The organism is Bradyrhizobium sp. LTSPM299, assembly GCF_000938235.1.
Lineage (GTDB): Bacteria > Pseudomonadota > Alphaproteobacteria > Rhizobiales > Xanthobacteraceae > Bradyrhizobium.
Genome location: NZ_JYMU01000085.1, coordinates 247,608 through 268,012 on the forward strand (window position 1 = coordinate 247,608; position 20,405 = coordinate 268,012).

At 58.9% G+C, this 20,405-nt stretch carries 17 protein-coding genes; 4 read left to right on the forward strand and 13 right to left on the reverse strand.

Annotated elements, in window-relative coordinates:
- Positions 1 to 128: 128 nt before the first annotated feature.
- On the reverse strand, positions 129 to 2,174 hold the full coding sequence (locus UP10_RS36925) for a ParB/RepB/Spo0J family partition protein (protein ID WP_044592058.1): 2,046 nt from the start codon (positions 2,172 to 2,174) through the stop codon (positions 129 to 131).
- Positions 2,175 to 2,628: 454 nt separating this feature from the next.
- On the opposite strand from UP10_RS36925, the gene UP10_RS46160 reads away from it, so the two are divergent.
- Positions 2,629 to 3,102: a recombinase family protein gene (locus UP10_RS46160; protein WP_245322142.1), complete on the forward strand. Its 474-nt coding sequence runs from the start codon at positions 2,629 to 2,631 to the stop codon at positions 3,100 to 3,102.
- Between the two features lie 114 nt (positions 3,103 to 3,216).
- A complete protein-coding gene (locus tag UP10_RS46165) occupies positions 3,217 to 3,657 on the forward strand; it encodes a hypothetical protein (protein WP_245322144.1) in 441 nt (146 codons plus the stop codon).
- A 375-nt stretch (positions 3,658 to 4,032) separates the two neighbouring features.
- Here the strand turns inward: UP10_RS46165 and UP10_RS36935 are convergent, their stop codons facing one another.
- The 3 genes from UP10_RS36935 to UP10_RS36945 form a co-directional block, all read right to left on the reverse strand.
- Positions 4,033 to 4,965 carry a LysR substrate-binding domain-containing protein gene (locus UP10_RS36935; protein ID WP_063775427.1) on the reverse strand — a complete coding sequence of 311 codons (933 nt, stop codon included), beginning with the start codon at positions 4,963 to 4,965 and terminating at the stop codon, positions 4,033 to 4,035.
- Between the two features lie 72 nt (positions 4,966 to 5,037).
- Positions 5,038 to 5,916: an alpha/beta fold hydrolase gene (locus UP10_RS36940; RefSeq protein WP_050044001.1), complete on the reverse strand. Its 879-nt coding sequence runs from the start codon at positions 5,914 to 5,916 to the stop codon at positions 5,038 to 5,040.
- A gap of 80 nt (positions 5,917 to 5,996) precedes the next feature.
- Entirely contained in the window at positions 5,997 to 7,127 is a 1,131-nt protein-coding gene (locus tag UP10_RS36945) for an FAD-dependent monooxygenase (RefSeq protein WP_044592276.1), read from the reverse strand.
- Between the two features lie 371 nt (positions 7,128 to 7,498).
- On the opposite strand from UP10_RS36945, the gene UP10_RS36950 reads away from it, so the two are divergent.
- On the forward strand, positions 7,499 to 7,903 hold the full coding sequence (locus tag UP10_RS36950) for a carboxymuconolactone decarboxylase family protein (RefSeq protein WP_044592059.1): 405 nt from the start codon (positions 7,499 to 7,501) through the stop codon (positions 7,901 to 7,903).
- A gap of 144 nt (positions 7,904 to 8,047) precedes the next feature.
- Here UP10_RS36950 and UP10_RS36955 read toward each other — a convergent pair whose 3' ends face one another.
- The 9 genes from UP10_RS36955 to UP10_RS46550 all read right to left on the reverse strand — a co-directional run bounded on the left by UP10_RS36955 (position 8,048) and on the right by UP10_RS46550 (position 18,681).
- On the reverse strand, positions 8,048 to 8,845 hold the full coding sequence (locus tag UP10_RS36955) for an IclR family transcriptional regulator (protein WP_050044002.1): 798 nt from the start codon (positions 8,843 to 8,845) through the stop codon (positions 8,048 to 8,050).
- A gap of 475 nt (positions 8,846 to 9,320) precedes the next feature.
- Positions 9,321 to 11,738 (reverse strand): xanthine dehydrogenase family protein molybdopterin-binding subunit, encoded by a 2,418-nt coding sequence (locus tag UP10_RS36960; RefSeq protein ID WP_044592060.1) that lies wholly within the window; start codon positions 11,736 to 11,738, stop codon positions 9,321 to 9,323.
- 3 nt (positions 11,739 to 11,741) lie between these two features.
- Positions 11,742 to 12,227: a (2Fe-2S)-binding protein gene (locus UP10_RS36965; RefSeq protein ID WP_044592061.1), complete on the reverse strand. Its 486-nt coding sequence runs from the start codon at positions 12,225 to 12,227 to the stop codon at positions 11,742 to 11,744.
- A complete protein-coding gene (locus UP10_RS36970) occupies positions 12,224 to 13,111 on the reverse strand; it encodes an FAD binding domain-containing protein (RefSeq protein WP_044592062.1) in 888 nt (295 codons plus the stop codon). The genes UP10_RS36965 and UP10_RS36970 overlap by 4 nt, the downstream gene beginning before the upstream one ends.
- 31 nt (positions 13,112 to 13,142) lie before the next feature.
- Positions 13,143 to 13,838, reverse strand: coding sequence for an SDR family NAD(P)-dependent oxidoreductase (locus UP10_RS36975; protein WP_044592063.1), 696 nt, complete (start codon positions 13,836 to 13,838; stop codon positions 13,143 to 13,145).
- Between the two features lie 258 nt (positions 13,839 to 14,096).
- Positions 14,097 to 15,464, reverse strand: a complete 1,368-nt coding sequence (locus tag UP10_RS36980) for an MFS transporter (protein ID WP_044592064.1) — start codon at positions 15,462 to 15,464, stop codon at positions 14,097 to 14,099.
- Between the two features lie 286 nt (positions 15,465 to 15,750).
- The gene (locus UP10_RS36985) at positions 15,751 to 17,025 is read right to left on the reverse strand and encodes a M24 family metallopeptidase (RefSeq protein ID WP_082077469.1); all 1,275 of its coding nucleotides are present in this window, start codon (positions 17,023 to 17,025) and stop codon (positions 15,751 to 15,753) included.
- 88 nt (positions 17,026 to 17,113) lie between these two features.
- The gene (locus UP10_RS36990) at positions 17,114 to 18,382 is read right to left on the reverse strand and encodes a cytochrome P450 (protein ID WP_082077470.1); all 1,269 of its coding nucleotides are present in this window, start codon (positions 18,380 to 18,382) and stop codon (positions 17,114 to 17,116) included.
- 104 nt (positions 18,383 to 18,486) lie between these two features.
- A complete protein-coding gene (locus UP10_RS46550) occupies positions 18,487 to 18,681 on the reverse strand; it encodes a ferredoxin (protein WP_082077471.1) in 195 nt (64 codons plus the stop codon).
- 336 nt (positions 18,682 to 19,017) lie between these two features.
- On the opposite strand from UP10_RS46550, the gene UP10_RS36995 reads away from it, so the two are divergent.
- A complete protein-coding gene (locus UP10_RS36995; protein WP_245322146.1) occupies positions 19,018 to 20,244 on the forward strand; it encodes an ABC transporter substrate-binding protein in 1,227 nt (408 codons plus the stop codon).
- Positions 20,245 to 20,405 lie beyond the last annotated feature (161 nt).

Sequence of the window (20,405 nt, forward strand, 5' to 3'; positions counted from 1 at the left end):
TTGAGAATGCACCCGGTCGACGGCGTGAGCATCATGAGGTTGGCCGCGCGCCTAAAGACGCGCGGCCAACATTTCTACAGTCGCTCGATGACAAGCCGGGACCGCGCGAGCGGTCCCGGCGATGCCGTCTACTCGGCGGCGACGGAGTACGCGTCAGGGTTCGTATCCGTGACGGCATCCGCCTGCGGTGGTTCGGCAGGCTCTTGGGCCGCTCGTGGCGTCCGCATCGGCGCGGGCAACCAGCCGGTTCCGACCAATAACTGCTCGGCGGCTTCCGCCATGTCCTGCTTCTTCATATCCGCCATCCGGGCAGCGGCTTCATCGCTGACAGCTTCCCGCGCGGCTGCAAGAATATGCGTCTTGGTGACACGCCCCAGATAGGTTCGCGCGGTTGGTGTCCAATGCGCGGTCATGTCGAGCGATACGGCCTCCGCCAGCCTGTCCGCCGTTGCGACCGCACGAGGCCTACGCTCCGACGGCAATCTCACCGCATTGACCGTGAGCGCAACGCAATGCGCAAACAGCGCCATGCGGCTGTCATGGTCAAGCTCCACGACAAAAGCCCACAGGTCGGTCACGTCGCGCGGCATCTGCGCCGCCCAACGAGCGTGGTGATCCGCCCACCCCTTCCCCGCTTTGGTGTCCTCTATGCCATCAGCATGGGAGGCCAGCACCGCGCTGACGGGACGGATGTCGAGAACGTGAGCGTCCCCGCCGCGATAGAAGATTTGCGCGGCGAGTGCGTGGGTGACGGCCACGATGGCGACGTCCGGCTGCTCGCGCAAGGCGAGGCGAAGTCCGAGGGTACGATGCGCGCTGAGGTCGCGGATCAGGATGTCCGACAGCGGCTTGTGACCGTCGCCGTCCTCGTCCTCCCCGTCCAAACCCTCACCTCCAGCTTCACCGTTCGGACCTGTTCCGCCATCCTCATAGACGGTGTGGCCGCCCTCGCCTTCGCCGCTCTCGTTCTGCGTTTCCGTTTCCGGTTCCGGTTTCTCGTCCTCAGCGCGCATGAAACCGCGTTCAACCCGCAACGACCCATCATGGCTGAGGATGACGAAGGCCCCGCACCGGGCGATGTCGGCGGGGTCGTAGGTCAAGCGCTTCGCCTCAAGCCGCTCGATTTCGGCTTCAAGCTCGCCGAAACGCGCATCGACTTCATCAGGCAGTTCTTCGGCGCTCTCATATTGCGCCGTCAGGCCGTTGAATTCGGACTGCGCGGCATCCAGGGCAGCCTGATCTTCCGCCGACAGGTCAACCGGCTGCGGATAAGTCCGGCGCAGCCCGTGGCTGTGGGGGTAGTCGAGGAAGACTTGCGCCCATTTCCACCCCTCCGCCTCCATCAGGGCATTGGCCTCCCGCCCGAGTTTCGCCAAGACCAGCATATCGAGAAGCGCCACGTCCTCGAAATAGCCGCCGCGATCCTCGGTGAAGAGGTCGCGCAGGATCGTACCACCAACCTCCGTATACTTTTCTGCGCCGACAAAGGTCGCCCGGCGATCCGTAGCGGCAACATTGGTTTCGGTGAGCATGCGTCGGATCGTGCTGGCATCCCGGTTATGGGACAGCCGCTCGAAGGCTGCTTCCTGCCGGGCATGGTCCTCGGTGAGGGCGAAGGCCATCAATTGGTCGAGCGCCAGATCGCCGTTGCGATAGATTTCCATCAGTTTCGGCGAGACCGCACCTAAGCGCAGGCGCTGCCGCACCACGTGCGGCGTCACGCCGAACCGGGCCGCAATCTCCTCCACGCCGAAACCGCGTTCGTCTGCGAGCTTTTTGAACGCCTCGAACTGGTCGGCGGGATGCATGTTTTCCCGGGTGACGTTTTCGTCCAGGCTGATCTCGTGTGGGTCGTTCGCCGTATCCACGATACAGCGGATCGGCTCGGTCTTCTTGATCTCCTTGCGCTTCACCCGCAGAAGCTGGGCAAGCCGCCTGCCCTCGCCGATGGTGACGAGATAAGAGCCGGTTGCGGCACCTTCGGTGTCCAATTCCGGTTCGACGACCAGATTTTGCAAAATGCCTATGGCGGCGATGCTCGCCGCATAGGCTTCGATAGCCGCCTCGCTGTGCGGCGTCTTGCGGGCGTTCTTCGGGGACTTCTTGAGCTTGTTGAGCGGGATGAAAACCTCCGTCCCGCTCTCCACGATGGTTTCTGCGTGCTTGGCCGACATGATTGATCTCCTTTGAGTTAAGGGCGCAGAGCGCACCTGCGCCTGCGCCCCTGCCCGTCGGCGAGACCGGGGGGTAGCAAGTGCCAGGGCGACCCGAGTGGAGGGGGATCGCCCGCCCGCAGGGCCGCTCGGAGAGCGGGTCTGCACAAGCGTATGACTGGCCGCGACGATTCAGGATCTGAGGAAGCGCGGAAGACCGGGGATACCACTCGGGTCGGCGCCGGCGTTTTCCGGCGCTTCACCCTGGTGCGCGCGAGGGGCGGAGCCCATTAGCCTTCCTACGAAAGGAAGAGACCTGTTGGTTGGTGCAAGCTATGCCCGGGAGAAAAAGGCAGCCGCAGGAGCGTCAGCATAGCGCCGACGCGGAACGCGGCGGGACGCGGGACCGACTGCAGTCGCGAGACCGGTTATCCGGACGGCGCAAGACGGCATTGCCGGCGACATTCATATCGGCGTGAAGGGGCTGCTCGGTTCGCTGTATCTCAAGGACCTTGCCCAGAAAACGCGACGTGGACAGGCCGGTGTTAATCGCGACGGCCGTCACAACGGCGGGCGCAGCTACGGCTATCAGCCCATACCGGGAAAACCCGGAGAGCTGGAGATCGATCGGACGGAAGCAACGATCGTTCGCCAAATCTTCACTGACTACCTCGATGCACGATCGCCGCGAGAAATCGCCGCGGCCTTGAACAAGAAGGGCATTGTGGGTCCACGCGGCGGCGTCTGGAATGCATCGACGATCGCCGGCAGCCGCAAGCGCCTGAACGGCATCCTGCAAAATGAACTCTACGCCGGCCGGATCGTCTGGAACCGCCAGACGTTCATCAAGGACCCCGAGACTGGCAAGCGCATCAGCCGTGAAAATCCGCGGGACCAATGGATGACCGCCGAGGCCGAACACTTGCGCATTATCGATGCCGATACCTGAGCAAAAGTCCGCGCTCGGCGGGAAGATCGCGGTGGTCCCAAAGCCGTCTATGCGACGCGGCCGAAAAATCTCCTGTCTGGCCTAGTCAAGTGCGGGTGCTGCGGGTCCGGCTACGTGGTCGCAGGTAACGACAAGCGCGGCCCTCTCTTACTCTGCACCCGCATGAAAGAGACCGGCCTCTGTGAAAACCGGCGAAGCGTGTCCCGGCTGGCGATCGAGAGCCTGGTCCTGAAAGGGATCGAGGAGAACCTGGCCTCGCCTGCCCTGATTGCCGAGTATGTTCGCGAGTACCACCGGGCATCCCGCGAGTTGCATGGATCAACGGCCCACCGCCGCCGGGACCTCGAAAAGCGGCTGGGGAACATCAACTGCTCGATCTCAAAAGCGGTCGACGCCCTCCTGGGCGATAACCCGAGCCGTGCCCTGCGCGAGCGACTGGCGGCGCTGGAGGCTGAGCGCGACCAGATCGAGGCCACCATCGCCGATATCGTCCCCCGACAGTCGAGTTCCACCCGAATGCGGCGAATGCCTACCGGGAAAAGGTCCGCGATCTGAAAAAGGCTCTCGCCGAGTCAGATGGCGATAACCGTGCGGCGGTGCACGATGCCATTCGGGAGATTGTTGAGAAGGTCGTCATTCATCCACAAGGGCCCTACAAGCCCGTGGAGATCGAGATTTACGGCGAAATCGCCGCCCTGCTCAGGATGTCTGAGAGGGCGGCGGCCGATCCCCTAGAGTCTAGGGGTGTACTGGTTGCGGGGACACGCAACACCCTGACCAATGGTTTTCTCGGTCGCGGGTTTCGTGACCGCAATCGTCTTTCCCGACAGGCTTTCGCGCCATATGTAATCGATATAAAATCGGTCCTCGTTTCAGAGTGTTGCTCTTGTTTTCAGAACGCAAAAAGTCGCGTGGAGTAGCTCGTTATAACTAGGGATTCGCCGTTCCCGACTTCATCGACAGCGACCAGTCGGCCATCGACCGCTCGGTGTCGTGGCCTTCGCGGAGCAGCCATTCATAAAACGCCTCGACGGTCGGTGTTGAATGAACCGCATTGGCAAAATACTGACGCTGTTTTGCCGCGAGCACACCGAACGGCATGCACAGGCTGCCTGTAATGATGTCATCGATCACAAGGAAGAGCGGAACAAGCACGACGCCGAGTCCGTCTACCGCCGCCTGCAATGCGAAATACATTTGCTCGAATCTGAGCGAGCCGCGTGGTTTAATATCCGGGACATCCGCAGCCTGCAACCAATCGGACCACGAATAGGGCTCAGTCGCATAGCTGATCAGTACCTGTTCCGCTAGATCCCGTGGTTTGCACATCTGTCCACCGTCGAGGAGATCGATATGGCAGACGGGAACGATCAGCTCGGTCATGAAAGGCTGCGAGACGTAGCCTGACAGAGGCTCCTGCGCTCCACGTATCGCTATGTCGTAGGCGTTGTCGTGGAAATTTACTGGAGCGGTGGATGTCGTCAGCCGGATTTCGATATCTGGCCGCCTGCGCTGAAAACCGGATATCCGCGACAACAGCCAGCGCATCGCAAAGGTTGGCGGAGCGTTGATCCTAAGTGCCGTCGGCACTGCTTGGTCCAGCATATGCATCGAGGCGACCGCCAGTCGGTCCAGCATTGAGGTGACTTCAGCGAGGTAGATGCGGCCAGCTTCTGTCAAAGCCAGTTGCGATGCGCTGCGCCGAAACAACGGCGTCCCCAACCAGCTCTCCAACAATCCGACCTGCCGGCTGACCGCGCCGTGAGTCACGTTCAGTTCGACCGCGGCTCTAGTAAAACTCACATGCCGGCCTGCCGCTTCAAAGGCGCGTATTGCATTTAAGGGGGGAAGTTTCCGCGCCATGGCGACGTGTATGTGCCACAGCACAACGTCCTGGCAAGTGAGTTTTTCTCACACCGGGGGCCCTCTAGACAATCAGACGGCGTTTCGTTTGTTTGCGAACATATGATCGAACAGCAGCTTATTGAATTCATTAGCATTATCGAGCTGCGGCAAGTGACCGGCGCTCGCCAGTGTCTCAAATCGCGCACCATTGATAGCCTCGCGAAGCGCGTGCATCGGCTGCAGCATTCCGGCGTCATTCTGTCCGACGATGAGCAGCGTCGGAGCGATGACCTTGCCGGCATCGCCCAGAAAATCCAGCTTCTGAATCGCCTGCGCGCCTCCGACGAAACCTTCTGTAGAGGTGTCCTGGATCATTTGCGCTATCAATCCGTAAGCGGGATGACTGACGTAGTTCGCGCCAAGCCAGCGCTCACAGGTGGATTGCACCAGCGAACCAGTCCCCTGTTTCGTCGCCAAGGCGATTCGCTCATCCCAGCCGACCGCGAAAGCCGCCGGCGCATCCCCACGTGTCGCGCACAGAGTCAGGCTCTGGATCCGGTCGGGATGCAAGATGCCCAAGCCCAATCCAACCATCCCGCCCATCGACACGCCGACGAGATGCGCCCGGTCAATGTTCAGGTCGTCGAAGATGGAGATGTTGTCCGCGATCAATCCCTGCATGGTATAGGGCGGCGAAAACGGTGACGAGGCGCCGTGGCCGCGGAAATCAACGCAAACAACCCGGTAGCCCAGCGCCAAGGCGCGAGCGGCTTGGTCCTTCCAGACCCGGCTGTCGGTGAGAATTGAGGTGTTGAATAGAACTGCCTCCGCATCCTCAGGCCCAGCGACATAGGCCGCCAGATACTTGCCGTTCTCCGTACCGTCGAGCTTGATGCGCGAGAAGCCGGCAGGAAGCCAGTCTTTCGCGACGACGGGTTTGTCTCCGTTTGCGGTTGTCGCTGTGGTCATATACAGCCTCTTTCAAGCACTCTTTCGCAAACTTCAAAATGATAAACAGTGGCATTGCCTGGCTGCTCGGTGTGTCGCGACTATGCCGCCAGTGGCGTGGTCCAGGCATTGTAGGCGTAGACCCAATCGGTGTCGGTCTTGTCTTTCAGCCAGGTGTTGGTGCGCGAGGTTCCCTGTACGCGGGATGTGCGCTCCTTGCGCGTCGCTTCGAAGCGGCGGAACGCATCCGCGACACCCTCCCGTTCGACGCCTTGGAGGCAGCGTGACAGCACCGCCGAGTCCTCGATCGCCATGGCCGCGCCTTGGGCCATATAGGGCGTCATCGGATGACAGGAATCACCGAGCAAGGTCACATTGCCGGCAGCCCAGCTCGGAAGTGGATCGCGGTCGACCAGCGCCCACTTGTGCACCGTCGGGCAGGCGTTGAGCACATGTTGGACCTGAGGGTGAAACCCTTCAAACGCCGCGCGCAACACTTTGACGTCACCTTTGGCCGACCATGACTCGGTGTGGAAGTCCGGCTCCGGCTGGCTGGTCACGAAGTAGACCTCACTGCGATCCGGCTTCACATAGTAGATCACGATGTGCCGGTCTTCGCCCCACCACTTGGTGCATTCGTCGATCTCTAATCCGTTCAGCAGCCTGGCCGGGAACGTGGTGCGGTAGGCGATACGGCCGGTGAAGTTCGGTTCCGTTGCGCCGAACAGGATCGTCTTGACGATGGAATGGACGCCGTCAGCACCGATCACAGCGTCGGCCACGGCGGTCGATCCATTGGCAAATGTCAGCTTTACGCCGTCGGCCCCTTCTTCCAAGCCGGTCAGCTTGTGGTTCAGCTTGATACATTCGTCCGGAACGGCGCTGGCCAGCGCCGAGTGCAGATCGCCGCGATGCGCTAGAAGATATGGTGCGCCAAATTTTTTCTCGGCGGCTTCACCGAAGATCATGTCGAAGCGAATCTCGCCAGTGCGCCAGTCCTTGTTGTTCCAGGAGCGCGGATAAAACGCCTCCGAGCGCAGCTTGTTCTCGAGGCCCAGCACACGCAGGACCTGCATCGCATTACATCCGATCTGGATGCCTGCGCCCAGCCGGCTGAACTGCGCCGCCTGCTCGTAGACGGTGACGCCGACACCCGCGCGCCGGAGCGAAGCAGCAGATGCCAGGCCGCCCATGCCCGCACCGATAATGGCAACCGACAGTTCCTTCTTCATGGCCAACATCTTTCGTTTTTCAAGGCGCTATTCAGATCCGCTGTGCCGGACAGTTCACGGCGCATTTCGAAGTTGATGGTCCCGCGGTCGCACAAAATATCCGCTCCGTGCAATCCGATACAGGTCGACAAGACGCAACTGATGTCTTAGCCGGCAGGAACAGGGCAATTCAAATAAGCTGACGCTGTGTGAGAAAAGCTGACGGTGTCCCGCAACAGCACGCCAAGCAGGTCGAGCGCGCTTGAACCCCCGCGAGACTTTTGATTTTGTGACAGTCGCATCCCGAGGCGATGAAATATTGATCGGCTCAGGCCGATACCAGGGCCGCCACACCCGGCAATCGGACCCATCCAACAAAAAGGGGGAGTAAGATGAGTTACGACCAGACGATCACGCTCGGCGGTCTTTTCGATAAAGGCCTTGAGTTACGCCGTGAAGTTCTCGGCGCGTCCTATGTCGACAAGTCGATCCAGACCACCAATGATTTCATGATGGCATTTCAGCACATCACTACCGAATGGTGCTGGGGCTATGCCTGGACCAGACCGGGCCTGGATCGTAAGACTCGCAGCATGCTGAACCTGGCGATGCTGACGGCGCTCAACCGCGCGCCGGAAATCAAGCTGCACACGCGTGGCGCGATCAGCAACGGCGTCACCGTCGAGGAAATCAAGGAAGTACTTTTGCACGCTACCGTCTATTGCGGCATCCCAGCCGGCCTTGATGCCTTCAAGGCTGCCAACGAAGTGCTGAAGGAAATGGGTAAGGTCGATTAAGGCTTCCGATCGACTACGAAGGCTGTTCTTGTGGCATTTCCAGCTGCGGCTACCGGATCGCGAAGGCTCAAGAGCGGAGAACCGCCTTCCAAGCAGTCGCCTGATGGCGGATGCGGCGTTGCATAGTGGCGGTCTCGGGAACGATCAAGACACCCGCTGGTAAGTAAGTAGGGGCGCCAGCTTTGCTGCCAGCAGCTTTAGTTCCGCCCCGAGCTGGGCCAGCTTTTCGGCGCGGAATATCTCGCTGATGCCAGCCGAGCTGAGCGAAAGGATGACTGAACCGTCAGGCGATTTGACCGGGACAGCCACGGCGTTAATCCGCGCGTTAGACGACCCCTTGCTGACCACATAACCCTGCTTCGCGAATTGACGAAGCGCGGTGGCAAGCTTTGGTTCGATCATAGACCATTGCTTGCCCAGCGACGCGCTCAATTCCGAAATCAACCTGTTGCGTGCGACGGTATCCAGCGCGGCGAGATAGGCCCAGCCCGTTGCCGACGTTGCAATCGGAATGCGTGACCCTACTCTCAGATCCGCTACGATGATCGCCGATCCTTGGCACCGCTGCAAAAAGAGCATGCTTTGTCCGTTGCGTGCCCCCAGGGAGACCGCACCCTCGTGGCGGCTGGCCATGGATTGCATGTCTGTCAGCGCGAGTTCGCCGATGGGGAGTCCCGCCAGAACTGCATGCCCCAAGCCAAGAAGTGAAATCCCTAGACGCATCGTCTGCCTGCCGGGAACCACTACGAGAAAACCAAGCTCGATGAGTGTGTAGCAGAGGCGCCAAACCGTCGGCTGCGGCATACCCGTCATGCGGGCGATTTCACTTGATCCTAATTCCGGCGTCGAAGGGCTGAAACATTGCAGCACCTCGAGCCCTTTCGCCAGCGCCGCGACGAACTGTCCATTCTTCGGACGCACGTTTTTGCCGTCTCTTGCCATTGTAAACCTGATTAGCTACGTGAAAAGAAGTCGGATATTCGGTCAGCGAATAAGTCAGGCAGGTAGGTGGGGCTGATGGAAAGTGAAAGTGAAGGGTACAGCATTTGCGTCAGCTTCTTCTGGTACCTGATAAAACGGTCCATCGTCCGGTCGACCATGCATCAACTCAGTCGGCCAAGACTGGACTGCGCTCGTCGAGCTCTGCGTTAGCGCAGTATCCATGCTTTGAAGCGGCGAAGCCGGACGAGGCGAACGCGCCCGCATAGACGCGGATTCCGTCACAGCGAACCCTATCGTGTCGAAGAATGCGTTCGACATCTGCTCTCGGCACGGGCGCACTCCGTGAAGGCCTGGGATTTTCGTTCCCATGCAGCGGGCGGCTCTTCTGATCTCGGTGGTCCGTTCGGAATTCCTCCGCCGGAACACTCAAAAATAGAACAACGGATCCTTTTCGCCGCAGACCCGCAGTTGAGCATCAGTTACCGGCGTTCGTTGAAGCCTGCTTTAGCATACCGTCCATCCTATGAAACAGGGGGCCCGGACGAACCGGAAGGTCCGTTATTTCGATTCCGAGAGGACGCAGCGCATCGCTAATCGCGTTGCCGAGCGCGCCCGGTACCGGCGCAATACAGCCCTCGCCGATGCCTCGTGTGCCGAGCGGATTGGTTGGATTTGGTGTCCCGGCGTCATGGTGAATTTCGATACGTGGGACATCAGCCGCCTTGGCGATCTTGTAGCTTTCGAGCGTCGACGTCATCTGCTGTCCTTCATCGTTGTACACATACTCCTCGAAAAAGAAATTCGAGATGCCTTGAACGACGCCGCCTTGTATCTGTCCTTCCACAATCAAGGGGTTGATGACAACGCCGGCATCGTCTGAGGTGACATATCTCGTAATCTTGACGCGGCCGGTTTCCGGCGAGACCTCCACAAACGCGGCATGCGCACTGAAGCAGACATTTCCTCTTGTGGCCTCGAAAACTACTCGTTGCTCCAAGCCACCCGTGTCACCCGGCGGAAGATCAACAGCACCAATCACGATGCGATGAGCAAGTTCGGCGAAGCTGCGCCTCAGATTGCTGTTGCCGCCACAGGTTATGTAGCCATCCGCGAAACTAAACTCATCGTCGCCTGCAACGATGGACGCGTCATTCGCAATAACACGAACTATCTTCTTCTTCAGATCGCGGCATGCCAGCGCCACGGCCGGCAAAACCATCGAGGCACCACGCCCGGAGACGGTCCCAGGACTATACGTTGTCGTAAGGGTATCGCCTGACAAGACAGTGACGTTTTGGGGATCTATGCCAAGCTCCTCGGCAACGACCTGAGCAATCGTCGTCTGGGAGCCCTGACCGGTTGGTCCATCACCATAGGCAACCGTTACGTGACCTTCGGGATCCACTCGCAAATCAACCGTCGCGTAGCTCGGCCCACCCGTTGCCATAAGGTATGATAAATTGTCGACGCCGGAGACCTCGACACCCGTGGAGATCCCCAGGCCAATATAACGGCCTAGACTCAATGCCTCTTTTTGACGCCTGCGAAATTCCGGAATATCGACCAATTCTACAAGTCGATCGAAGGTCTTGACAAAGTCGCCGCTGCTGTAGCCCAGGCCGGTCGACAGACGCGCTGGAAACGTCGTGATGAAATTCTTCCGCAAGAATTCCGCCGGCTCAACACCGATCTTCCGGGCAAGCATATCCAGCGCGCGTTCGAGCGCGAATCGCGGAGCGAAAATCCCGAAACCGCGTGCCGGGCATAACGAGGCTTTGTTGGTTACCGCCACTCGCAACTCAATATCGCAGAACGGTAGAATGTAGGCATTTGGAAGCCGCATTCCTCCCACCATCGGCATGGCGTAACCCCAAGTACCTCCCAGACATCCGTCGCCGGCGTCGGTATGGATTTTGTCACGTAAGGCGACCAGCCTTCCGTCGGCATCGGCCGCCAGCTCGATATCATGTATCTGATCCCGGCCCTGACCGGCCGCCATCAGGTTCTCCTCGCGGGTTTCCAGCCACCGTACCGGGCGACGAAGATGCCGCGCGAGATAGGCTACGAGCAACGGTTCGCGGTAGACCGATCCCTTCATCCCGAAACCGCCGCCCTGATCGCGCGGCGTAATGACCCGGACTTTCGCCTGCGGCAACTTGAGGACTTCCGCCAGGCTCAACCGCTGCAGGTGCGGACGCTGGGTCGTCATCCACGTCGTTATCCCTTCGGTCGCGTCCCAAACAGCAAGCGCTCCCCGAGGTTCAAGCGCGGTAATTCCGCAGCGATGTGTCCGAAAACGTTGCCTCACAACAAACGGCGCTTCCGCAATCCGACGCTTCGCTTCTTCTATGTGGGCCGCGTGTTCATCAGCTGAGCGGGTCGCTCGAAAATTGGACTTGAAGATCTCGTTGTCATTCCAATCCTCGTGGACGCGGGGCGACGATGGATCAAGCGCCGCCTCCATGTCGCCTACATAGGGCAACGGCTCGTATTCCACGAAGATCGCTTCGAGCGCATCCTCCGCCAAATACGGCGTCTCTGCTACGACTGCCGCAACCGGCTCGCCGTGAAACTTCACCTTTTCGACGGCGAGAGGCCAGAATTTTGGCTTCCGTCCCGGTAGTCCGCCTCCGACGCTAGGCTGCGGCAAAGGCAACATTTCATTTCGGATCATTTCGCCGGTGACCACGGCCACGACTCCCGGCAATTCCTCCGCGGCCGACACATCGATCGAGAGGATGCGTGCGTGAGCGTGCGGTGAACGCAAGAACATCACGTGAAGCTGGCCGGCAATCGAGATATCGGCGAAGTAGCGCCCCTCTCCCCTCAGGATCGGGATGTCTTCCTTGCGAGGAAGGCGCGCGCCGATCCCACCGGCATGAAGTTCTTTCAAAGACTATTCCTCCTCCTCACGAGTCCTCGCACGGGCCACGCTAAGGATCGCATCCACAATGTTGGAATAGCCGGCGCACCTGCAGAGGTTGCCCGTTATACCGTGACGGACTTTTTCCTCGTTTAGTTCCGAGTCTTTCTCAATGAGGTCGACGCCGGTCATCAACAGTCCGCTCGTGCAATAGCCGCACTGTAGGGCATGATACTCGTTGAAGGCGATTTGCAGCGGATGCAACTCGCTACCCTCCGCTAACCCCTCTACCGTGGTGATCCAACGACCATCACACTGGACGGCCAGAACGAGACACGATTTGATGGCATCGCCATCGAGATGGACGGTGCATGCGCCGCAGGCTCCCTCGAATGTACATCCCACATGGGTGCCGGTGAGTCCCGCTTCATACCGAATGAAATCCACCAGCAGCATTCTGATGGGGATGCTCCGTTCGTAAGCGACGCCATTTATCGTGATCGAAACTGATGTATTCATTCCCGATTACCCAGCGCGCGCATAAACGCCCTATTGACGACGTCCCGGCCCAAGTGGCGGAATAGCACCCTTCGGTATTCCGCGTCGGCCTCCTCGTCCGAGTGAGTATCGAGTGAGGTCGAACTGTCGTTCAACGCCTCCTCGATCCCCTTTGTGTTTGAATGCGAGACGCCAATCAGCGCGCGCTCCGCCGTCAGGACTCTTATAGGCCCGCTTTCAAGCCCGGTAACCGAGATCCGTGCCGAGGAACAGGTACCCATGTCGTCCAGTTGCAGGAAGGCGCTGACACCGATTACGGGAAGCCCGTCGGTCATCAGGCTCCATTTTCGATAAGCACTGCCGGCTCGCCCAAAGATTTGCGGCAGCTCCACCGACAGCAAGAGCTCGCCTTCGTGGCGGCTCGTTTCCAGCGGCGCGCCGAGAAAGTCCTCAATATCGAGCGCCCGCGTTTCCCCGGACGAAGAAGCCAACGTGAGCCGTGATCCGATCGCGAGGTTAACCGCCGGCATGCAGGCCGATATGTAGTTCCAGCACAGGCTGCCGCCGATCGTCCCGCGGTGACGCACTTGACGGTCGCCGACGTGAGCCGCGCCGTCAACTAGCGCGGCGAACGGGCCGTCCAAAAGCTCACTTGAGGCAATGTCGCAGTAGCGTGTCATCGCGCCAATACGAATGGTGCCGGGTTCCTGATGAATACCCTGGATTACGTCGATCTTCTGCAAATCCACCAGACATCTTGGCCGGACCATACGTGACTTGATGGCCTGCATGAGACTCTGGCCGCCAGCAATGTAGTGAGTTTCCTCCCCCCAGCGCGCAAACGCCGTCACGGCTTCATCCACCGTGGTCGGCGCGACGTAGCCCTCGATCGGAGATGGGTACATTTATGTCCCCGCCCTGCGGTTGTTCGACACTTCAATAATAGGTTCGTCCACCATCGACCGGCAGAATGATTCCCGTCACGTAGGAGGCATCCGTCCCCAACAGAAACGCGATGGCGGTTGCGACTTCCTCGGGACGCGCGATCCGCTTCAGCGCATAGAGATCGCCGTTCAACCGGCTTGCATTCTTTATCATCGGCGTATCGACTGCCCCCGGACAGACCACGTTGACCCGGATGCGCGGCGCTAGCTCCATCGCCCAGGTCTGAGTAAGACTGAGAACGGCCCGCTTGGAAGCCGCATAGGCCCCCAGTCCAGGAAACGGGTTAAGCGCTACCCCAGAAGAAACATTCACGATGCTGGCGTCTTCAGCTTGACGAAGAAACGGCAGGGCCGCGCGCGCGACATTGAGGGTGCCTGTGAGGTTGACTGCGAAGACGCGATCCCACTGAGCCATATCCGTGCTTTCGAGCGGGCTACCGCCCGTCACGCCGGCGACATTGACGAGTCCGTCTATTCCGCTCATGCGACTAGCCGCTTCTGCGACTGCCCGCTCAACAGCAGAAAAGTCAGTGACGTCGGCTTGCGAGAAGTCCTGATCGTTTGCATCCGGCGAAGAAGCAGCATCGATAATGTATGCCTGCGCCCCACGGTCACGGATGACGGCAACTGTGGCCGCGCCAATGCCGGAGCCGCCTCCCGTAACCAGTATCTTGCGTCCTCCGAGCATCCTTCCTCACTATCTTCACGCGGTGTGGCAGCTTCGTTCCCTGCCGCTCATTCGTTCCAATCCACACCGGAACGCACCTGCGCGCCCACCGACGGAGCTATTCGCATTATGAATATTCTATTCAACGATATCCAATGCCGTGCGGCGGTTGTCAAGCTTTCAGAGCGGCGAGGCGTTATTCGCGCGTCGACTCGCCAACTTCGATATTCCCATAAGCGAAGCCTATTGCATGCGCCCGGCCTGCAGCCCACCGGATCTTCAACGGACGGGCAATTCCATCGCTGTTATCAGCTTTGAACCATCGTCATCGGTCGACCGTTGTCGGAGGAAACCAACGCCGACGATGCAGATTGCCGCCACTGTTGCCGGGATGATCGGCAACAAGAGAATCTGGGGCGCCTTCCATCCGGCGGCCAATGCGATGCCGACGACCCAAGGACTCAGCATCGATCCGAACCGTCCTATTCCGGACGCATATCCGACGCCCGTGGCGCGAATCTCGGGCGGGTAGTATTTGGTTACCAAGGCCGTCAGAGCCGACCAGGCGCCAAACGCGAACATGCCAGCGAGAAACGAGGCCGGGTATAGCAGCAATAGATTGGTTCCCGAAAATGAGAGTGCCGCGCTCGCCATCGCGACGAAGGCATAGCTTGCCGACAAGGTGAGATGCGGCCCGATTCTTTCGGATATTGGTCCAAGCACGAGCGATCCCACCAACCCGCCCAAGGGGAATAAAGCTGAAGCGAATATCGAGACTTCGACGGGATTGCCGCTCTCGCGGACCAGCGTGGGCTGCCAGAGCGCGAAAATATAGACCATCACGAACTGGCTGACCATCGACAGCCAAAGGAGGCACGTCACAGGTGAGCGGCCGGCGGCAAACAGACGGGACAAGGAGGCCCGCCTTTCCTGGCCGACGTGGGCGATAAATATTGCATCAGCGCCTCCAACCGTCTTTGGCGAGATTCGCTTCAATATATGTCCGACGCGTGGATCAGAGGAATTGCGCGTCGCCAAAAACAACGGCGACTCCGGAAGAAGAACCTGACAAACAAGCGCCATGACCAGGCTGATCAATCCCCCGACGATGAAAATCAAGCGCCAACCGAACACCGGGATTATATAACTGGCGAGGATTCCGCCGAGAGACGCTCCAGCCGCGATGGCCCCGATAACGATCATGACGGCCGTCCTCCGCCGATGCTCGGGCGCGTAATCCGCGACTATTGTCGTTATATTGGGTAAAACACCACCCAGGCCGACACCTCCGACCAGTCGAACCCAGAAGAGATCGTCCGCATCTCGAACGAAGGCGATGGCAAGTGTGCTGATGCCGAAGATGATGGTAGCGGCAATTGTCATCGGCTTGCGGCCGATCTTGTCACCGAGCTGACCCATCGCCATGGCGCCTATCATAAGTCCGAATAGGCCGGCAGTAAGCGCAGGTGCAAACGCCTGCGGCTTGACCTTCCAATCCGCGGCAATCGAGCTCAAGGCAAACGAAATGGATGAGGTGTCGAATCCGTCAATAAGCGCAACTGCAACTCCGAGCGAAAGCACAAGGATCTGAATCGGACTGATTGGGGAGCGATTGATGATGTCGCCTACGTTCACATGCTGCCCCATGGCCTGTCGCCTCCAAATTTCATCTGTTTTTCTGATTACTTATTCGTAGCGGAAGAAAGCTGGGACTACTTGTCCGGCGCCTTTCCCCTTCGATCGTCGATCCTTGAATCGCCCCGGCCTCGGAACCAGTCGATTAACAATCTGCATCAGCGTGACACTCCACGACGTGCGCTCGCGCGAGCGAGAAGCAAATTTTTGGAGCTGGACCGTGCCCTTCCAAGGCGACCTATTCAATGTAGCCACAGTCGCCAACGGACTTGTCGGGTCGGCATCCTGCGTTGCACGCTCACACCTCGACGACATGATTGGCAATTGTATTCATTTCGACCGGCCCAGACTGCGTCACCAACACCGTGCCGCCAATGTTGATCCGGCGGTCTCCGAAGTGGCAGTTAGGCTCCATGGCGAAGGTCATGCCCGCCTGAAGGACTATTTCCTTATTTCTTGCGGCCTTTGGTGGAATTGGCGCGTAACTGCCCGCACCCGAGAAATTCTCCATTCCAAATGTTGATAAGCCTGACAAGACTGAAATGGGATTGAGTGAGTGGATCTGCGGCGTAACAAACCAACCACCGGCCCGCTTAACAACATCGGTCATGGCGTCGTCGACTTCTCCGAAGGTGGTTCCGACGCGCATCTTTTCCAGGCCCACATCATAGGCTTCCCGGGCTACTTCGGCGGCCTTTTGGTGGACGGGATGCATCTTTCCCAATGAAACGCAGACTTGTTGCTGCGTCTCCATCAGCCCGTAGGTAGGAAACAGTTCGGACTGGACGAGGTCGCCCCGGTCCAACGTGCGGGACCGCACCGGACGCACCAACCAATCGGGAAAGCCCCAAGATGGATTGTCGGGTCCGCTTTGAATAATCAGGGCGGCCGAGTTGGCTCCTCCGGTGAAAGCCGCCGCCATAGCCTGCGCATAAACGTCAGCCTCGGTCATCCCGGGCCTCGCGGCGGCCACAAATGCCTCGGACATCTTCTCCCCGGCGTTGGCACAGTGTCTGATGACTTCGATTTCTTCCTGACTCTTGACCAGCATCATGCGTGCGAGACGTCGCCAGACGTGGACGAACTTGACATTCGGGAGCTCGGCCGACACGCTTTCCCATGCAGAATGCGACAAGAAGCTTTCTTGCCGGGGACCAGCCGGCTCCAGGCCAATGACGCCCACACGCGCCGACATCAGACCATTTGCTTCGAAAGCCTTCTTGACCATGGCGGCATCTCTGCCCAGCCAATGATGATCCGGTCGGATCCACGGCGTCATCCCCCGCTTCGACTCAACCGCTTGACAGATGAGGTGTAATCCGGACCAGGAAAGTAAAATAGGCTCGCCTTCTCGCGGGAACACGACCCAGCCGCCGGCGCGGTCGTTTGAGAGATAAACGTCGGGCGCAACGTTCGGAGCGCCGCGGTTTGCTTGGCCGGTCACAAGCAGTCCGTCCAAGCCCTCATCATCCATGAGCTTTCGCGCCAGCGCCCAGCGGCGGTCCCGCTCCTTCATCGAATAACCGGGAAACGAGGGCTGTAATTCTGATTTTGCATTCAATTCGGAATTCATTGGTTCCTCTTCGTATCGGACCCAGCAAAACACTGCGGCTGACTATGCTTGATTCCTCTGGACGAAGTTGATCGTACGGAGCGGCAGGCTACCAGGTGACCGGTACGTGCTCGACGCCGTAGACCAGCATGTCGTCCTTGAATTTCAACGTTTCGATCGGGGCAGCGAGCGCCAGGTTCGGCAGTCGGCTGAAAAGCGTCGTGAATACGATTTGCAGTTCGACGCGTGCAAGGTACTGGCCCAAGCATCCATGCACGCCGAAACCGAACCCGACCTGTTGGCGGGCGTCGCGTCGGATATCGAATTTGTCGGGATCGGAGAACACTTTGCTGTCGCGGTTGGCGGCTGATTGGAACGCGACGATACCTTCGCCAGCTCGGATAAGTTGCCCCGAGATCTCGACATCCTCCTTGGCGACCCTTCTTTGCCCCGAATGGGCAATCGACAAGTATCTCATAATTTCCTCGACGGCTGCCGGAGCCAGTCCCGGATCCCTGCGAAGGAATTCAAGTTGGTCCGGGTGCTGGAGAAAGAGCAACGTGCCGAGCGCGATCATGTTCGCCGTCGTTTCGTGCCCGGCTATGAGGAGCATCCGCGCCATGCTGAGCACCTCATGTTCGGTCAGATGGCCGGTTCTCACATGCTCGATCATAAGACGGCTCAGCAGATCGTCCTGCGGATCCTCATTTTTGCGCTTCAGCAGGCCCGCGAGATATTCGTCGACGAGCTCACGATTGGCCGCGAGCGCCGCTTCCATCGACGCTGCGTTCGAGGTGAATATCCGCGTCCGCGATTGAAAAAACTCGTGATCCGAATAGGGTATTCCCATCAGCTCGCAGATTACGAAAGAAGGAACTGCGAGCGCGAAACATTCGACCAGGTCGGCGGGAGGACCCTTCTCGATCATCGTATCGATCAAGTCGTCAACGATCTTCTGCAGCTTGGGACGCATCTGCCCGATACGCCTGGCGGCGAACTCTCCCGTCACCATACGCCGCTGTGCCGTGTGCTTCGGCGGATCCATGGACACGAAGGATGGGTACTTCTTCCTCGATGCCTGGAGAGCGGCGCTCTGTCCCGGAAAACCCGGAGTGGTCGGATCGGCGCTAAAGCGAGGATCGCCCAGCACCGTCTTGTAATCCGCGTGGTTCGTGATCACCCATGCGATGTCGCCGTTCCAAAGCCGGACACGAAACACGGATCGGTCGTCCTCCAATCCAATGTATTCAAGAGGTGGATCAAAGACGCGCTGACGCGGCCGCGGGAATGGCGGAATTTGCGAAGAGGAAGATCCAGAAAACGGGCATCCGGCGGGTTGCGTAGCAGCGTTCGCCTGTGCTTGCGAGGTGTCGGCCATGATGATCTCCGAGTGAGATGGAAATGATATGAGGCGGGCGATCGGTCACGGCTTAAGCCGAGAGCGATATGCCCCGGGCTTCGGCACAACAGAGCGTCCGGAGGTCACGCGCTGATCGAAATCGCGCACGACGGACAAAGCTGAACTGCCCGTTCGACGTCCTCCCTCAACGATTCCGCCGGCTGGTCGTTCAGTACGATCACGACGCCGTCGCTTTCGCGTTGGTCGAACACTTGTGGCGCGCTTATCACGCACTGCCCGGCTCCACAGCATCTTCCTTGATCGACCTCAACTCGCATTTTCGTCCCCGTGCCGGCGCTATGTTGGCGATTGCCGACTAGGCCAACTTTCGAATAGGCTATCCAAAATATACAATCGAGTCAATCTTTGGGCCGACGGAGTTCCCATTACGAACAGAGCGACTGGGCAGGAGAACTTCCTATCACCATCGCACCAGGCCGGGTTATAGCGGCATCAAGTCGCAGTAGTTGACGCGGAGCCTTCCAACGTGCCAATTCGCATGAGTAATTCACTATTCATCTAACGAATAGCGGCGCGGAACGCGAACAGTAGAGAAACGTCCTGCGCGAAGAGAGCAACAAACAATGCCCGCACTGCATCAATGGAGGAACGCGTTGAACAAGGTCATCACACTTGTCACACTTGTGACGTTGACTGCGGCCGCTGCGTCGCCAAGCTTCGCTCAGGGCGAAAAAAAATACGGCCCAGGCGTAACAGACAATGAGATCAAGCTCGGCCAAACCATGCCCTATAGCGGGCCAGCCTCGAGCTTGAGTTTAATCGGAAAGGTCGAAGTCGCCTATTTCAAGATGATCAATGCCGGAGGCGGCGTAAATGGGCGCAAGATCAACTTGATCTCGCTGGATGACGGCTTTAATCCCGCCAAGACCGTCGAGCAGACCCGAAAGCTGGTCGAAGGGGACGAGGTGCTTGCGATTTTCTCTACCGAAGGGTCGGCTCCTAACTTGGCCATCGCCAAATACATGAACTCAAGAAAAGTGCCGCAACTCTTGGGGCAAGCCGGCTCGCCAAAGCTCGTCGATCCGACAAATTTGCCGTGGACGACGACATTTTACACAACGTCGTCCCTGGAAGGGAGGCAGCTCGCGGTCTTTTTGCTGGAGACCAAGGCCAACGCCAAAGTCGGAATCATCTATCAAAACGATGACAATGGCAGAAGCTATATGGAAGGAATGAAGTCTGGTCTCGGCGAAAAGGCGGCGACGATGTTGGTAAAAGAGGTCGGCTTCGACCTCACCTATCCCACGATTGACTCTCAAATCCTTTCGCTCCAAGCGGCCGGTGCGGATACGATTTTCTTTGCTACGACTACGCCAAAATTTGTGGCCCAGGGGATTCGCAAGATAGGGGAGCTTGGCTGGAAGCCGCTAATGCTGCTGACATTTCCTGCCTCCTCGATCGAAACCACATTAAAGCCGGCAGGCCTTGAACACGCGATTGGTGCGGTCACATCGATATACTCTAAGGACCCCGGCGATCCGAAATGGCGGGACGATCCCGCCGTGCAGGACTATTACAAATTCATGAAGGAGTGGGCGCCTGGCGAGCCACCGACCGACTCCACCGGAAGGATCGGGTATATCGCGGCACAAATGATGGTCGAAATACTGATGCGCTGCGGTGACGACCTAACGCGGGAGAATTTGCTGTATCACGCGACCCATATTAAGGACTTTCAGATTCCCATGTTCGTTAGCGGCATCAAGATCAACGTCACACCCGAAGACCGCGTACCTTGGAAGCAGGCGCAGATGGTGCGGTTCGACGGCAGATCCTACGAATTCATTGGTGGCATCGTTACCGCGCCTGGCGACAAGTAGAACGCAATTTTTGCCCGGCTACGTCAGCCATAAAGCGACGGTGTCCTAGTTCAGGTATGCCGCCGCTTCAACCTCGGCAGTCGTACTGAAATTGGAGGCCGTCTCACGCAATGTGGCTCATCGTTGCGCGTCGTGCATGCCGTGATCATCTCGCTTTCTCG

Coding starts and splice junctions, on each gene's coding strand:
- UP10_RS36925 (WP_044592058.1), bottom strand. CDS start 2,174: ATGTCGGCCAAGCACGCAGAAACCATCGTGGAGAGCGGGACGGAGGTT.
- UP10_RS36935 (WP_063775427.1), bottom strand. CDS start 4,965: ATGGCGCGGAAACTTCCCCCCTTAAATGCAATACGCGCCTTTGAAGCG.
- UP10_RS36940 (WP_050044001.1), bottom strand. CDS start 5,916: ATGACCACAGCGACAACCGCAAACGGAGACAAACCCGTCGTCGCGAAA.
- UP10_RS36945 (WP_044592276.1), bottom strand. CDS start 7,127: ATGAAGAAGGAACTGTCGGTTGCCATTATCGGTGCGGGCATGGGCGGC.
- UP10_RS36950 (WP_044592059.1), top strand. CDS start 7,499: ATGAGTTACGACCAGACGATCACGCTCGGCGGTCTTTTCGATAAAGGC.
- UP10_RS36955 (WP_050044002.1), bottom strand. CDS start 8,845: ATGGCAAGAGACGGCAAAAACGTGCGTCCGAAGAATGGACAGTTCGTC.
- UP10_RS36965 (WP_044592061.1), bottom strand. CDS start 12,227: ATGAATACATCAGTTTCGATCACGATAAATGGCGTCGCTTACGAACGG.
- UP10_RS36970 (WP_044592062.1), bottom strand. CDS start 13,111: ATGTACCCATCTCCGATCGAGGGCTACGTCGCGCCGACCACGGTGGAT.
- UP10_RS36975 (WP_044592063.1), bottom strand. CDS start 13,838: ATGCTCGGAGGACGCAAGATACTGGTTACGGGAGGCGGCTCCGGCATT.
- UP10_RS36980 (WP_044592064.1), bottom strand. CDS start 15,464: ATGGGGCAGCATGTGAACGTAGGCGACATCATCAATCGCTCCCCAATC.
- UP10_RS36985 (WP_082077469.1), bottom strand. CDS start 17,025: ATGAATTCCGAATTGAATGCAAAATCAGAATTACAGCCCTCGTTTCCC.
- UP10_RS36990 (WP_082077470.1), bottom strand. CDS start 18,382: ATGGCCGACACCTCGCAAGCACAGGCGAACGCTGCTACGCAACCCGCC.
- UP10_RS46550 (WP_082077471.1), bottom strand. CDS start 18,681: ATGCGAGTTGAGGTCGATCAAGGAAGATGCTGTGGAGCCGGGCAGTGC.